The sequence below is a fragment of the Methanosphaera cuniculi genome (genome assembly GCF_003149675.1).
Lineage (GTDB): Archaea > Methanobacteriota > Methanobacteria > Methanobacteriales > Methanobacteriaceae > Methanosphaera > Methanosphaera cuniculi.
The window spans coordinates 51,393-67,432 of sequence record NZ_LWMS01000010.1 but is presented as its reverse complement, the minus strand read 5'-3'; the positions used below and the strand labels follow the sequence as shown (position 1 = coordinate 67,432).

The 16,040-nt window shown below is 26.5% G+C and carries 13 protein-coding genes; 10 read left to right on the top strand and 3 right to left on the bottom strand.

Annotated elements, in window-relative coordinates:
- Positions 1–5 precede the first annotated feature (5 nt).
- The 5 genes from MSCUN_RS01870 to MSCUN_RS01855 all read left to right on the top strand — a co-directional run bounded on the left by MSCUN_RS01870 (position 6) and on the right by MSCUN_RS01855 (position 6,350).
- Positions 6–278 carry a metal-sensing transcriptional repressor gene (locus MSCUN_RS01870; protein WP_095609072.1) on the top strand — a complete coding sequence of 91 codons (273 nt, stop codon included), beginning with the start codon at positions 6–8 and terminating at the stop codon, positions 276–278.
- Positions 279–982: 704 nt separating this feature from the next.
- Positions 983–1,114, top strand: a complete 132-nt coding sequence (locus MSCUN_RS08430; protein ID WP_275542272.1) for a hypothetical protein — start codon at positions 983–985, stop codon at positions 1,112–1,114.
- A gap of 346 nt (positions 1,115–1,460) precedes the next feature.
- Positions 1,461–2,327: a hypothetical protein gene (locus tag MSCUN_RS01865; protein ID WP_211305543.1), complete on the top strand. Its 867-nt coding sequence runs from the start codon at positions 1,461–1,463 to the stop codon at positions 2,325–2,327.
- Positions 2,328–2,331: 4 nt separating this feature from the next.
- Positions 2,332–3,666, top strand: coding sequence for a DEAD/DEAH box helicase (locus MSCUN_RS01860; RefSeq protein WP_095609071.1), 1,335 nt, complete (start codon positions 2,332–2,334; stop codon positions 3,664–3,666).
- Positions 3,663–6,350, top strand: coding sequence for an Eco57I restriction-modification methylase domain-containing protein (locus MSCUN_RS01855; RefSeq protein WP_095609070.1), 2,688 nt, complete (start codon positions 3,663–3,665; stop codon positions 6,348–6,350). Before MSCUN_RS01860 ends, MSCUN_RS01855 begins: the two co-directional genes overlap by 4 nt.
- 86 nt (positions 6,351–6,436) lie before the next feature.
- On the opposite strand, the gene MSCUN_RS01850 is transcribed toward MSCUN_RS01855, so the two are convergent.
- Together MSCUN_RS01850 and MSCUN_RS01840 are read right to left on the bottom strand one after the other, a co-directional pair.
- Positions 6,437–6,901, bottom strand: coding sequence for a hypothetical protein (locus MSCUN_RS01850; RefSeq protein WP_143744875.1), 465 nt, complete (start codon positions 6,899–6,901; stop codon positions 6,437–6,439).
- Positions 6,902–7,375: 474 nt separating this feature from the next.
- Positions 7,376–7,585 carry a histone family protein gene (locus tag MSCUN_RS01840; protein WP_095609067.1) on the bottom strand — a complete coding sequence of 70 codons (210 nt, stop codon included), beginning with the start codon at positions 7,583–7,585 and terminating at the stop codon, positions 7,376–7,378.
- A 506-nt stretch (positions 7,586–8,091) separates the two neighbouring features.
- Between MSCUN_RS01840 and MSCUN_RS01835 the strand changes: the two genes are divergently transcribed.
- From MSCUN_RS01835 to MSCUN_RS01815, 5 genes are all read left to right on the top strand, one after another.
- Positions 8,092–9,876 (top strand): ribosome biogenesis/translation initiation ATPase RLI, encoded by a 1,785-nt coding sequence (locus MSCUN_RS01835; protein WP_095609066.1) that lies wholly within the window; start codon positions 8,092–8,094, stop codon positions 9,874–9,876.
- A gap of 25 nt (positions 9,877–9,901) precedes the next feature.
- Positions 9,902–11,083, top strand: a complete 1,182-nt coding sequence (locus MSCUN_RS01830) for a TIGR04083 family peptide-modifying radical SAM enzyme (protein WP_095609065.1) — start codon at positions 9,902–9,904, stop codon at positions 11,081–11,083.
- Between the two features lie 321 nt (positions 11,084–11,404).
- Positions 11,405–13,099, top strand: a complete 1,695-nt coding sequence (locus tag MSCUN_RS01825; protein ID WP_170103988.1) for a glycosyltransferase family 39 protein — start codon at positions 11,405–11,407, stop codon at positions 13,097–13,099.
- 69 nt (positions 13,100–13,168) lie between these two features.
- The gene (locus MSCUN_RS01820) at positions 13,169–14,752 is read left to right on the top strand and encodes a glycosyltransferase family 39 protein (protein ID WP_170103986.1); all 1,584 of its coding nucleotides are present in this window, start codon (positions 13,169–13,171) and stop codon (positions 14,750–14,752) included.
- 91 nt (positions 14,753–14,843) lie between these two features.
- Positions 14,844–15,875 carry a 7-cyano-7-deazaguanine synthase gene (locus tag MSCUN_RS01815; RefSeq protein ID WP_109582952.1) on the top strand — a complete coding sequence of 344 codons (1,032 nt, stop codon included), beginning with the start codon at positions 14,844–14,846 and terminating at the stop codon, positions 15,873–15,875.
- Here MSCUN_RS01815 and MSCUN_RS01810 read toward each other — a convergent pair.
- Entirely contained in the window at positions 15,872–16,009 is a 138-nt protein-coding gene (locus MSCUN_RS01810; RefSeq protein WP_109582950.1) for a DUF3096 domain-containing protein, read from the bottom strand. The genes MSCUN_RS01815 and MSCUN_RS01810 overlap by 4 nt on opposite strands.
- Positions 16,010–16,040: the final 31 nt, after the last annotated feature.

Sequence of the window (16,040 nt, the reverse complement as noted above, 5' to 3'; positions counted from 1 at the left end):
ATTCAGTGAAACAGTGTATGGATTCAGATAATTTACATAGACGTCTTAGAAAAATTGAAGGACAAGTTGCTGCTATTGATCGTATGATTGAAGAGGATATTCCTTGTGAAGATATTTTAATGCAAGTTAATGCTGCTAAATCTGCTCTTACTAAGGTTAGTAGTATTATTCTTGAAGGTCATATGAATCATTGTGTTAAAGATGCTATTGATAAAGGAGATAGTAGTGAAGCTATCAAGGATTTATCTAAAATAATTGATTATTATTCAAGAATTTAGTTAGTAATTCTTCATTTTTTTTATTTTTTCTTTTTTTCTTGTATTGTTTTTAAATTTACTTTATTTTAGGGGTTTTTAGATTAGTTACCTTTATATACTAATAACTTTAAATTATGTATTATACCTAAAGGGGTATACGTATAGTTCACTGGATATAATACTATTCATAAAAAATAGATGAATAGACAAAAAAGCTATATATGATATAATTCAAAGAAAATTAAATTTAATACAAAAAAATATTAAAAAAAACTAAAAACTAGACATAATAAATTTAAAAAAATTTTAATCCTTTTATAGTAAGGAATAAATAAAATAACCATAAAAAATCATAAAAACCTCCAAAACTTGATTTAATAGTTATTTTAATAATATTTTTTTTATTAAAAATATTATACCCCTACGGGTTCAAGTATAATTCAAATTCAATCTAACCATTTAAAAAAAGTAAATAAACATTAAAAAAATACTTAACACTTTAACAAAATACAAAGAGGAGAAAAAAATGAGTATATATCAAAAAATTAAAAAGATTGGAAAAACAATTATCGATATTTTTAGCCAAGAAAATATACCATTACGGGTATAAGTATAATCTAATGTTAATCCAACCATTTAAAAAAAATAAACTGATGATAAAAATCACCTGATATATAAAAATTAAAAAAAAACTTCCATACAAATCCAATTAGGAGGAATGTAAAATGAACAAAATAATTAAAAAAATAGGAAAAACAATACTTGATATATGCATGCTTCCAATAATGGCTTTACTATTAATATACCTACATATTTATGAAACACACCCAATATATCAAGTTAAACAAAGAACATAAAAAACACCATATTATCTTTTTTTTTAACACTTTTTTTTAATTTAACACTACTTTTTAAAAAATATTAATCATTTATTTTACAACATTTAAAATATCCATAAAGTCTTAATCTAACTTATTATTTTATGAAAGTCTCATTATATTTTTATAATCTAATCTGAATTACTCCACATTATTTTTTATTGAGAACTATATTTTTTTTAATTAGATAAATTTCATATACTTGTACTATTATTTATATAATAATTATTTAAAAAAATATTATTAATAAAAACCTTTTAAATCTTAGATAATTTTAGAATATAAAAAAAATATTAATTGAAATTAACAATTGGAGATATAAATATTGCCACTTAAAGATATATATGATCAATACCCTGAAATTCTTGATATATTACTTTTAGATAGAACTAAATCAACAAAAAAGCATGAAAAGAACATTATTTTTGCTAATAATAATTATGAAAATTTTAATCCTAAGAAGTATAAAGCAATTCATCCGATTACTCGTGAAATTTTTAATACTAATATTGGAGAAAAAATTATTCCACGTTCACATAAATCTAAGGAAACACAAAAAGAGCGAACAAGATGTAAAGCAGAAGTATTTACTCCTACATGGATAATTAAACAACAAAATGATGAAGCAGAAAAGGATTATGTTAATGACCCATTAGAAATTTATGTCAAGGTTAAATGGTTAGAAGTTGCATGTGGTGAAGCTCCATATATTGCAACACGATATGATATGATAACAGGAGAACAATTACCACTTAATGAGCGTGAAGGTTTTCTAGATAGAAAACTTAAACGAATTAACGGAGAAGTAAATGATAAGTTAGAGTGGCAACATTTAGTAGAATTAGCATATAAATCTTGTTATGGTTTTGAATGGAGTGGAGACTCACTACTATTAGCACGTGAAAACCTTTTATATACTTACTGTGACTATTATCAAGCAAAATGGAATACAAAACCAGCTTTTGAATATTTTAAAAAGATAGCGATTATTATTAGTTATAATATTTTCCAGATGGATGGTTTAACTAAAACAATACCATTAAGTGAGACTAAAACACGTACTAAAGGGAAACAAATGACACTATTTGGTGAAATTCTTGAGACTGATAAATGGGAAGTAAAACCTGGAATTCGTGTAAAAATAATGAATTGGGAGACTAATAAAATGGAATACATTGATAAGGAGGAATAAGTATATGAATGAAGCTAAAAATGTTGAATTTATGCAGAATACTATGGGTAGAAAGCTCATATATGTTTTTGAAAAACCTAATGATGAAGATTTTAAAGGATTAGTAAAAATAGGAGATACAAGTATTGATAAACCTGATTCAAACTTAGAAACAAATAGTCCTTACTTAAAAAAAATGGCAGAAGAAAGAATCAGAGAATATGAACATTCATCTAAAATAAATATATTATATGCTACATTAGCAGTTGATAATAACTGGACAGCATTCAGAGATTACCAAGTACATGAAGTACTAGTAAGATCAGGATATTCTAAAATTACAATGGGACGTTCCACTGAATGGTTTAAAATAGATGAAGAAACAGCAATAGATGCAATAGATGCAGTTAAAAAAGGAGAATATAGAATACATAAAAAACATGTTGAGGAGTTACAACAAGAGATACTTTTTAGACCTGAACAAGAAGAAGCTATAGAAAAAACACGAAAAATATTCAAATTTAAAAAATATGGTAATGAGATGCTTTGGTATGCAAAGATGCGATTTGGAAAAACATTATGTGCATTAGAAGTAATTAAGCGAGAACAAGTCCCAAAAATACTAATAATTACCCATAGACCAATAGTAGATGATGGATGGTATGACGATTATAAAAAGATTTTTGAAATAGATCCTGATAATCATTATGTGTATAGTTCTAAAAATAGGGGTGAAAAAAAGGAAGTAGTACTAAATTCTTCATATGATAAGCCATTTATTTATTTTACTTCCATACAGGATCTTAGAGGATCTAATAAAGTAAACCAAGGTAAAGGATTTAATAAAAATGATGATGTATTTAATATTGATTGGGATTTTGTAATAATAGATGAAGCACACGAAGGGACACAAACACAACTAGCAGAAGCTGTAAAAAATGAAATTATAGGAAAAGAAACTAAAGTTTTAGAACTATCAGGAACTCCATTTAATATATTAGATAAATATGATGATGAAGACAAAATGTTTACTTGGAGTTATATTGACGAACAAGAAGCTAAACAATCATGGGATAAAATACATGAAGGGGACTCTAATCCATATGGTGACATGCCACAAATACAAATGTATGTCTATGAACTTACAGAAATGATAAAAAACAATGCTTTTATAGATATTGAAAATAAAAGCTTCAATTTTGCTGAATTCTTCAGATTAAATGATAATAAAGAATTCATATATGAAAAAGAAATTAAATCATTTCTAGATATTATAACAAATATTAATAACAATCATGAATATACTAATATGCCTTTTACAAGCGAATATCGTGATGAAATACATCATCTCTATGGATGATGCCAAATAGACCAGCAGCAGTAGAACTAGAAAAGATACTAAAACAACATCCTATATTTAAACAATACAATATAGCAAACTTATCTAAAGATGGACAAACACAAGATGATTTAGATAAGATAAAAGAAGCAATAACAGATAAGCCTGAAGAATCATATTCTATTACTCTAACTGTAAGAAAAGCAACTGTTGGAACAACAATACCTGAATGGGGAGCAATATTAGTACTAAATAATACAGATAGTGCAACTAACTATTTACAATCAATATTTAGGGTGCAATCACCATATCTTGGAAAAAATGGACAAAAAGAAAAAGCATATGTATTTGATTTTGCACCTGATCGATCACTAAAAATGATATCACAAGCAGTTAAACTAAACACAAAGAAAGGAACAATTAATAGTCCACAGCAAAAACAAGAAATGAAAAAGCTACTAAACTTCCTACCAATAATAGGTATTGATGGAAACAAAATGAAAGAATATAACTTTGAAAGAATGATGATACAACTCAAAAGATTACAAGCAGAAAAAGCAGTGAGAAGTGGATTCGATGATACATCAATATACAGTGATCAACTATTAAAACTAACAAGTACTGATATAAATGAATTTAATGATCTGAGGAAAATATTAGGACAAACAAAACAAGGAAAAAAATTAAATGAAGTAGATATAAACAATCAAGGGATGACAGATGAAGAATATTCCAGAGCAATGAAAGCTGATAAAAAACCTAAAAAAGAAAGAACACCAGAAGAACAAGAAGCACTGGATAAAAGACAACAACTACTAAAACAAAGACAAACCATGATTTCAATACTTAGGGGAATGTCAATCAGAATACCTTTAATGATTTATGGAATGGATATGGAAATAAATGATGATGTAACAATAGATAACTTCACACAAATAGTTGATGATGTATCATGGAATGAATTCATGCCAAAAGGAGTAACTAAAGAAAAATTTAATCAATTTAAAAAATATTATGATGCTGAAATATTTATAGAAGCTGGAAAACGAATTAGACGAACAGCACAAACAGCAGATGCATTACCAATAGAAGAACGAATAGATAAAATAACAAGTATGTTTCAAGGATTCAGAAATCCAGATAAAGAAACAGTATTAACACCATGGCGAGTTGTAAACATGCAACTTGGAGAATCTATAGGTGGGTATAATTTTTATAATAAAACTTATCAAGAGAAAGATCCTGATAACAAAATACGATATATAAATAAAAAACAAATAACTGATGACGTTTTCAAACCAAATACAAAAATATTGGAAATTAACTCAAAGACAGGATTATATCCACTATACATGGCATATACATTATATAAAAAACGTAAAAAACAAGAAAATCCTTATGTGGATAGTAAAGATTGGAACAAAAAATTATGGAGAGAAATACTGGAAAAAAATATCTATGTACTAAATAAAACTCCAATGGCGAAAACCATAACATACAGAACATTAAATGGATATGAAAAAAATCCAAAGATAGAAAACAATTTAATTTATGTAGATAATTTAGTAGATAAGGTAAAAAATGATTTAAGTTCAACAGCACAAGAAGTATTAGAAAAATTTGGAGATAAAAATATGAAATTTGATATAGTGGTAGGAAACCCACCTTACCAATTAAATGATAATGGAAAACGTGAAAATGGTACTGTTAATGCATCAGCATCTGCAATTTATCCTGATTTTTTCCGTTTAGCTAAAAAATTGTCAAAAAATAAAATAAACATGATTTTCCCAGCTAGATGGCTTAGTGGTGCTGGAAAAGGTATTAAATCGTTTAATAAAGAAATGATTAATGATACACATATTAGATCTATGACTTTATTTAAAAACTCAAATTTAGTATTCCCTAATACTGATATAAAAGGAGGAGTATTGTATTTAACATATGATAAAAAATATGATGGTGAAGTAGATATTATGGTTCTTGATGATAAACATGAATCTAAATTTAGAACAAAATTAAATTCAGCAAATACAGGTGTTTTTATACCTTATGGTGAATTAATAAGTATTTATAAAAAAGTATCTCAAAAAGAGAAACTTGATTTTAATAATATTCAAAATATTAATTCAGGACGTAATCCATATGGTTTGACAACTAATTTCTTTAATGATCCATCAAAGTATAAATTACCAGATGTTTCTACTGAAAGACATTCATCTAATGATATTGAAATATGGATTATGTATGATAAGAAAAGAGTAATAAGATATGTTCCTGAAGATTATCCAATACCTAAGATAAAAGTTCCAATTGAAAAATATAAATTATTTGTCCCAAAAGCTTATGGTTCTGGGAAATTTGGTGAGTCACTATCAGATTTTATTATTGGAAGACCTGGACAAATATGTACTGAGACATTTCTTGCATTTGGTCCTTTTGAAACTGAATATGAGGTAGAGTCATTTAAAAAATATTATTATACAAAGTTTTTTAGATCATTATTAGGAATATTAAAAACTACTCAAGATAACGTGACAGTATATGATTATATTCCGATTCAAGATTTCACAGAAAAATCAGATATAAATTGGTCAAATAGCATATCAGATATAGATAAACAACTGTATGAAAAATATTCTTTAAATGAGGATGAGATATTATTTTTAGAAGAAAAAATAGAAGACAAGAGATTGAATAAATAGTAATAATCTTTAAATTATTAACATTTTATTTTTTAAAATAATATTTATAACTTATTAATTAAAAATTTTAAATGAAGAGGAAGTAATTATTCAACTTTCTTTTCTATAAATTCTCTTTCTTCATTATTTAAATTATATTTATTATATAATTGTTCATCAATTTGGGAAATGCTTTTACTCCAATCAATATCTGATTTTTTAGTAAAGTTTTGTAGTGGTACAATGTGAAAACTAGTAGTACTATGTTGTGTATTCTTTAAAATACCTAATAATGCTCTAAAAAATTTTCCATTATAATATTTTTTAAAAGCTTTTGCTTCAAATTCAGTATCAAATGGTCCAAATGATAGAAAAGTTTCTGTACAAATTTGATTAGGCTTACCAATAATTAACTCAGGTGTTTTTTCTCCATAAGTTCCTCTACCATATGCATATGATCCAAAAACTTTCCATTTTTTAATATTCTCTTTTCCATAAGGTATTGGATAATCTTCAGGAACATATCTTATTACTCTTTTCTTATCATAATAATCCATATATTTCAATATCATTAGATGAATGTCTTTCAGCAGAAACATCTGGTAATTTATACTTTGATGGATCATTAAAAAAGTCAGTACGTAGCCCATATGGTTTTAGTCCCGAACTAATGTTCTGGACATTATTAGAACATATATTATCAATTTTAGAAACCTTTTTATAAATACTAATTAGTTCCCCATATGGAATAAATATGCCTTTATTAATAGAATTCAGGTAATTAGTAAACTGGTTTTTCTCATGTTTATCATCAAGAATCATATTTTATAAGAAATTAAATTAATAAAAAGAAAATAGTTTATTTTTAGAATATTTTTAGAACTAGAAAAAGTGTTGTTTTTTGGTAAATTATGTAAAAATTAAAAGAAATAAATTGGGAAAGACTATTTAATTACATGACTTATGATAACTTATTTTTTTTTATCATAAATGACTTAAAAAAATAGTCTTTTTTTAATTTATATATCAAAAATAGAATATTATACTTAAAATTTAAGTTTTAAAGCTAATTCGATATCTGATGCTTTTACTGTTTTTCTTCCTGAGTATTTTGCTATTTCAACTGATTCTTTAGCAATTTCATCTCCGAGTTCAGTTAAGCATTTAGATAATTCTATCTTTGCATCTTTTGTTGCTCTTGATGCACCAGAGTTAGATAAAATTCTTCCAATAGGTGCGATTGGTAATGTTTCCATAATCAATAACTCCTTAAATTTATTTTTCTATAAAATAATTAATTTTATTTAATATATTATCTAAAAAAAAGATAATATCTAATAAATAATATAAAAATCTAAGTATTTAATAGTATTCATATTAATTCAAAAAAATATATTAAAAATGGAAAATTTAAAAGTTCATAGAAAAATAATTATATTTTTATCCAATATATTAACTTCTTTAAATCTTTAAAACAATAAGATTTAATTTGATTAAAAAAACTATATACTAAAAAAAACATAAATTATTAATAACTATAAAATCATTTAAAAAAACAGCTTTATTCTACTTTTTATACAAAAATTGATAAAATATTATATGAAAAAAAATTAAAATAGAACATCTTATAAAGCTTTAAAAAAAAATAAAATAAAATTTTATCAATTTAATAAAATAATAATATTTATTTTTATAATAAAATAAAAAAATAAGACAGGAAAAAATTTTTTAGATAAAAAAATGGTATAGGAGTTATTATATTTTGAGTCGAATAGCAATAATAGAAAAAGATAAATGTCAACCACAAAAATGTAACTATCAATGTATCGAATACTGTCCGGGTGTAAGAATGCAGGAAGATACAATAGTTGTAAGTGAAGATGATAAAAAACCAGTAATATCAGAAGAACTATGTAGTGGTTGTGGAATATGTACCAACAGATGTGTATTTAATGCAATAAGCATAATAAACTTACCTGAAACACTTGATGAAGATCCAGTTCATCGTTTTGGACAAAATAGTTTTGAATTATTTGGTATGCCAACAATTAATGAAGGATCAGTTGTTGGATTACTTGGTCCTAATGGTATTGGAAAATCAACAATATTAAACATCTTATCAGGTCAAATTATACCAAACTTTGGACACTATGATGAAGAAGCAACATGGGATAATGTAATAGATCACTTTAAAGGATCACAACTACAAAACTACTTCAAAAAACTATCACAAAATGAAATAAAACTAGCATACAAACCTCAAATGGTAGATGTTCTACCAAAAGTTGTTAAAGGAGAAGTAAGACCACTACTTGAAAGTGTAGATGAAAGAAATAAACTTGATGATGTAGTTGAAAAACTAGAACTATCAAAGATTATGGATCGAGAAGTTAAAAACTTATCTGGTGGAGAACTTCAAAGAATATCAATAGCAGCAGCAGTACTAAAAGATGCTGACTTCTACTACATAGATGAACCAACATCATGGCTAGATGTAAAACAAAGACTAAATACAATAGAAGTAATACGAGATCTTGCTAGTGAAAAACGTAATGTACTTGTAATAGAACACGATCTTGCAACACTTGATGCTATGAGTGACTACATTCATGTAATGTATGGACAAGAAGGAGGATTTGGAGTAGTATCAAAACTTAGAGGTGTACGTGTAGGAATTAATGCATATGTAAATGGATTTTTAAATGAAGAAAATGTACGTATACGAAGTCAGCCAATAGAATTTGAAATAAGACCACCAAATCAATTAATTGAATCAGAAATAATAACTCAATACACAGACTTTGATAAGAAATATCCAAGCTTTGAGATAAATGTAGATGCTGGAGAAATACCACAAAGTCAAGTAATAACAGCATTTGGACCAAATGGTATAGGAAAAACAACATATGCTAAGATGCTTGCAGGAATTACAAAGCCAGATAGTGGAGAAGTTGAAGATGAAGTAGAAATAGCATATAAACCACAATACATAAACACAGACTTCCAAGGATCTGTACAAGATTTCTTATATATGAATGCACAAGGATATGGAACACCACTATTTAACTCAGATATACTAAAACCATTTGATCTTGATAAAATACTAGATAAACACGTAGCAAAACTATCAGGTGGGGAACTACAACGTCTAGCAACAGCAGCAACACTATCACAAGATGCTGACATCTACCTTCTTGATGAACCAACAGCATTCCTGGATGTTGAACAAAGATTAAAAGTTGCAAAAGCAATAAAACACATCATAACACGTGATGATAAATCAGCAATAATAGTAGATCACGATATTGTATTTATAGACTATGTATCAGATCGAGCAATGGTTTTCTATGGAACACCAGGAGAACATGGACATGCAACAGCACCAATAAACCTACGTGATGCAATGAACAAATTTTTATCTGATGTAGAAATAACATTCCGTCGTGATAAAGAAACAAACAGACCACGTGTAAATAAACATGATAGTTTCCTTGACCGGGAACAAAAAGAAAAAGGTGAATATTACTACCTAGAAGAAGAACCATAAAAAAAAGTGGAGGTTAATTTATAAAATGCATGTAATGATAATACCAACAATGGGATGTCCTGCAAACTGCAGTTACTGTTGGAGTTCTGAGGAAACATCTCATATAATGACACAAAAAACAACTGATGACATAATAGAATGGCTAAAAGACTTCCAAAAAGAGCCAACAACATTCACATTCCATGGAGGAGAACCATTACTCGCAGGATATGAATTCTACAAACACATTCTAGGACGTATTGATAAAGAATTAGACTTTCTATATCCTGCATATGCAATACAAACCAACCTTTGGAAGATGGATGATGAAATTGCAGAACTATTTAAACAATATGAAATACCAATAGGAAGTAGTCTTGATGGACCACGAGAACTTAATGATATTCAACGTGGAATAAACTACTATGATAACACAATGAAAGGTTATCAAATAGCACGAAAACATGACTTAAATGTAAGTTTTATTAGTACATTTACAAAAAACTCAATAAAACAAAAAGAAGAAATCTTTGAATTCTTCAAACAAAAAGGCTTAAATATGAAAATACATCCAGCATTAAGTTCAATAAAAAGCCATAAAAGTGACAACTTTGCAATAGACCCAGAGGAATATGGAAATCTAATGCTATACTTACTTGATGAATACCTAGATGTAGCTGATATAATGGAACTTAAAAACATAGATCATCTATGTAAAGGAGTTTTACGTAAGAAAGGATGTGTATGTACATATGTAGATTGTATGGATTCAACATTTGCAATAGGACCTGATGGATCAATATATCCATGCTATCGTTTTGTTGACATGCCAGAATTTAAAATAGGTGATGTAGCAGATAAACCATCATATGAAGAACTTATGAATACAAAAGCTGAACTACTGCTTAAAGAATATAAAGAGTATGTAGATGAAAACTGTTCTGATTGTAAACATATTGACTACTGTCGTGGAGGTTGTCCATATAATGCACTTGTTTATGGTGATGGAAACATGGAAGTATCATGTGTAGATCCACATTGTGAAGCATATAAGATGATATTTGATAAAATAGATGAACTTATGAATCAGAAACTTGACTTTGCATTTGATGAACTTAATGATGTAATAGAAAAAGACTTTAATTTTACATTAAATGTAGGTTTTGAAAATAAACCTGAGGATTCTAAGAAGAAATTCACAGTAATGGATATAGCATTAAAACCATAATCACCCCCCCCCTTTTAATATTTTCTTTTTTTTTAATATTTTTTTATATATAATAATAATTTAACCATATTAATTACAAAAATAGTATTATCAAAAAAAAATATGAAATAAGTAAAACATTATCTTTTTTTTTCTTAAAAAGAATTAATTAAAAAAGAAAAAAATTTTTTAGGTTTTATATTATTTTTTATTTTAGTAAGGAGAGATTTTAATATTTCAATGACAAATAAGTTTAAGAATTTTTTGTATAATAATAAAAGTTGTATTTTTTATTGTTTTATTTTATTTATTATACTATTATTACTTGTAATTCCAAAGCTTATGCACCAGTATTCGGTTGGTGTGGCTAATTGGGATACTTTTTTGTATCTTGAAAATGGTCGTAACTTTGCTAAAATGGGGTGGGGTGATGTTCCAAGTATTGCTCCGGTTCTTCCTATGTTAATTGCGAAGTTGTTTTTACTTGCTGGTCATACTTATGTTGAGGCAATTTTTAATATTGATGTTGTATTTTATATTATTGGTGTTATTGTATTTTTCTTAATTTTAAGATTTAAGTTTGATAATAATACATCCCTCATTGGAAGTCTTATTTATGCAACATTTACTTTACTTTATTCATGGGTGGCTGTTGGTGGAAATGATATTATTGGTGTTACAGGTACACTTGTTACGATATATTTCATAATACTTGCATGTAATTATAATAGTAAATTTTTCTATCCTGCATTCTTTATTGCAGCATATGCATTTTTATCACGTTATACTGCTGGTATAATGATTTTTGCTATTATAACATATTTGATTATGAAAAAGCCTAACTTAAAACAACTACGTGATATAATTATTGGAATTATCATAGGTGTTGTTGGTATTTTATGGTTTTTAGATGAATTTAATAAAAAACTTAATACGCCATTTCCATTTATGGGACAATTTAGTGGAACAGTATCTAATACTAAGGTTATAGATGCAGGATTTCTTCCTGATTCATGGTATTATATAACACATATTCCAAACTATCTATCAAGTACTATTCCACCAGGTTGTGGTTTTAATGCTGTTATTAATCCTATGGGAAATATTCCAACAATACTATCTGATATCTATATAATTCTTATGATGGTAGGTTTTATCTTAATATTTTATAATATATTTAAGAAGGTTAAATCATCTGATATTAAGTTTTTAACACAAAAAAATTCTATATTAATTATAACAACAATTATAGTCTTTAGTGCATGTATTTTAACAATATCAAATGTATCATATATTACAACAAACATTTTATTTATGGTAGTGTTAGTTGAACTTTACTATATATTTAAAAAATATGATATTAAGTACTTAAGTTATGATTTTCTAATGATTTCATTGTTTTTCATATATCTGATATTTCAGTCTGTGCTTTATACAAAAAATGATCGTTACTTTATAACAGTTCTACCATTTATTGCATATTTCATAACAAATGCCATCTATTATATTTTCAAGTATATAAATCATAAAATTTCAAGTATTAAAAATATTAAGCCTACTACAATAATTACAGCTGTAGTTGTTATATTTTTAGTATTTAATAGTTTATCTTTTGCAGCTTCAATTCCTGATAAAAGTGACTATGATGATATTAAGGATGCTTGTGATTGGTTTAATGAAAATTATCCAGATTATAATAATAAAACTCTTATATATTCTGATAATTGGCCTGCTATTTCATGGTATCTTAATATTTATGCACAACGTGGTGTTCTTGAAGCAGGTGATAATGCTACAGATCAACTTGCATATATGATGCTTGCAGATAATAAGACACATCATGCTGCACATTTTTATATTGATACAAAAAATAATAATAAAAATAACTATACAGGATTTACTAAAGTATATCAAACTGGTGGTGTTACAATTTATCAAAATACATACTTACAATCTCATGATTATAAGGATTTACAATCTGATGAATATGATAAATACTACTATGAACTGTTTAATAAAACAAGTGTGGATGTGTGATTTTAGATGTTTAAGAATTTTAAATCTATGAATTTGAAAAATAAGTTACTAGTACTTCTAGTAGTTTTTATGCTAATTTATACATCTATTCTTGTGTATAATCAGAGTATTATTGGTGTTAATTACTGGGATATTTTTGTTTATCTTCAAAATGCAATGCTTTTTGCACATATGAATATTGGAAGTCAGCTTAGTGTTCCACCAATACTTTCTTTGATTGTATCAATTCCATTTACTTTGGGATTGGTTTCTGAGTTAACATTATTTATAGTATCAGGAATATTTTTTATATTTCTAATAATAGGTATTTATTTACTTTTTAATGTAAGATATGATGAACGATTAGCTTTTCTTGGTAGTTTGTTTTTTTCAATGCTATCATTAGTTGTAACATGGGCTGTTAGTGGATCTAATGATCTTCCTTCACTCACATTTGCTGTATGGTCGTTGTTATTTACAATTTACATGATTGAATATTCCAGGTTTAATTATATTTATTTGGCTTTCATGTGTTTTGTATGTGCATTTTTCACAAGATTTACAGAAGGATTTGTTCTTATTATAATACTTGGATATCTTATAATGAATAGGGATAAATTCATAAAAATTTGTACAAAAGTTAAGCTTCGAAATTTCATAGTATTTGTATGTATTATAGGATCAGTTATTTGTGCAGTTTATTTAATTAAACAGGGTACAATACCGTTTATTAGTCAGTTTTTAGAAGTTTCAAAAAGTAGTCAGGTATCAAGTGTTAATATTGGATATGAACTTAATCCATATTATTATCTTGAGAATATACCACAGCTTTTAACTACTTTAAATTCAAGTTTAACATATGATATTACGTTAACTTCTGTATTTAATAAACCTACAATACTTTCATATATAATACTAGCATTATCTGGTATTGGTATTGTTTTAATGTTTTATCCATTATGTAAAAATGTGTCAAAATATAGTAAGTCAGATAAGATTGTACTTCTAATTTGTATGATTTTATTTGTTTTACTCATAATTACATATACTCATATTACTTACTTAGTATCAGAATTAATATTTCTAGTAGCTGTGCTATTATTATATGAAAAGTTGCCATATAAATTTAAACAACTTGATATACTTATGCTTTTATGGATGGGTGTTTTCATTTTAATGCATTCCTATCATCCAGTAAAAGTTGACAGGTATATTGTAGCAACATTCATACCAATAATATACTTCATGATAAAAACAATAACAAAAATACCACACAAAAACATTAAAACACCAACAATAATACTACTCATACTACTAATAATACTATTACCAATAAATGCAAGCTACATGGCATCACTAACACACCCAAATGAACATACAACAGATGAAAAAAATACAGCAAACTGGCTAAAAGAATATGATCCAAACTACATGAATGAAAATCTTGCATCAGATCGAGGAGTAGCATTTAGCTGGTATCTTAAAAAATATACATATACAAGTATACCACGAGTACTAGAAGCTAATAATCAGACAATAGATGAGGCACTCGAGTCGATAAATTCCACATATTACATTGATTCAACAAGTAACCTAACAGATATAAAAGGATATCATATCATATATAATAGTAACAATACACAACAAGAAATAAAAATATACCAAAAAAATTAACTAACTTAATCTCCACAATACTTTTTTTTTCTTTAATTCTTTTTTTATATAATAAAAAATAAAAAAAACAAAAAAATAGGTTAAAATTATAATGTACACAAAAGATGAAATAATAGAAAACGTAATAAAAATACGAAAAGAAATAGGACATGAATATGTAAAACCTGAAATACGAGAAATTTACTATAATGATGATACTGATGAACTTACAATTATAACACCAGATAGACCTGAAAAATCAATAATAATTGGAAAAGGAGGATGGGTAGTAGGAAAACTAAGAGAAAAACTACAAATAAACTCAATACATGTAGTATCATACACAGATATCATACTTAAAGAATACCAACTACAACTAGCAAAAAATAACATAGAAAAACTAATAAAAAACAAACAAATACCAATATCCTACATACCAGTATTTGAAAATATCTATGAACTACTAAAACTTAAACACTCACATGCATATGATAATAACATAATCATAAACTATATTAAAAAAAATATAAACAGAACACCATATGAAAATGCAGATGTAACTGTTGCATTATCAGGTGGAGTTGATAGTAGTTTTTCATTACTTCTTGCTAAAGCACTTGGTTTTAATGTACATGCTTTTAGTGTAGATCCTGGAACTATTATACTACCAAAACAATTCCATTATAATATAGATAATTTAATTAAAAAAACAGAAATTCAACATGAATACCTAGAAGTTGATATGAAACAAATAATAGATGATGCACTAGGTGGTAAAATTCATCCATGTGGAAGATGCTCATCATTTATTGAAAAAACAATTCATAAAAAAACAGCTAATATGAATATTCCAATTATGATATATGGTGATCTACTTTCAACAGGATCACAAGCTATTACATTTAATGATAATATTATGCGTATTAATCTTCCGGCTTTAATGAGAATGGAAAAAAATGAGATTAAAAATATTGTGGTAGATTATGATGTTAAAAAAATAAAAGGTTATGGATGTCCTCTTGTGGTTCAAGTTCATCATAAATATCCACAGTATAGATCTTTTTCAATTCAAAGAGTTCTACGTGAAACTCGTGCTGGGATTCTTGAACCTGGTGAGGCACTGGATTTAATTAATACAATTTAGTTTTCAATAATTTTAAGAACACCATATATTATTAATCCAAGTCCAACAATGTATGCTACTAAATCTGGGTATATTAGTATTAGTATACCACCCATTATTGCTATTGCATATTTGTAGTCATCTGTTGTAATCATAACAATTTACACTCTCCTTTTTTTTATACTT

Coding starts and splice junctions, on each gene's coding strand:
- MSCUN_RS01820 (WP_170103986.1), top strand. CDS start 13,169: ATGCTAATTTATACATCTATTCTTGTGTATAATCAGAGTATTATTGGT.
- MSCUN_RS01825 (WP_170103988.1), top strand. CDS start 11,405: ATGCACCAGTATTCGGTTGGTGTGGCTAATTGGGATACTTTTTTGTAT.
- MSCUN_RS08430 (WP_275542272.1), top strand. CDS start 983: ATGAACAAAATAATTAAAAAAATAGGAAAAACAATACTTGATATATGC.
- MSCUN_RS01815 (WP_109582952.1), top strand. CDS start 14,844: ATGTACACAAAAGATGAAATAATAGAAAACGTAATAAAAATACGAAAA.
- MSCUN_RS01830 (WP_095609065.1), top strand. CDS start 9,902: ATGCATGTAATGATAATACCAACAATGGGATGTCCTGCAAACTGCAGT.
- MSCUN_RS01840 (WP_095609067.1), bottom strand. CDS start 7,585: ATGGAAACATTACCAATCGCACCTATTGGAAGAATTTTATCTAACTCT.
- MSCUN_RS01810 (WP_109582950.1), bottom strand. CDS start 16,009: ATGATTACAACAGATGACTACAAATATGCAATAGCAATAATGGGTGGT.
- MSCUN_RS01855 (WP_095609070.1), top strand. CDS start 3,663: ATGATGCCAAATAGACCAGCAGCAGTAGAACTAGAAAAGATACTAAAA.
- MSCUN_RS01860 (WP_095609071.1), top strand. CDS start 2,332: ATGAATGAAGCTAAAAATGTTGAATTTATGCAGAATACTATGGGTAGA.
- MSCUN_RS01850 (WP_143744875.1), bottom strand. CDS start 6,901: ATGATATTGAAATATATGGATTATTATGATAAGAAAAGAGTAATAAGA.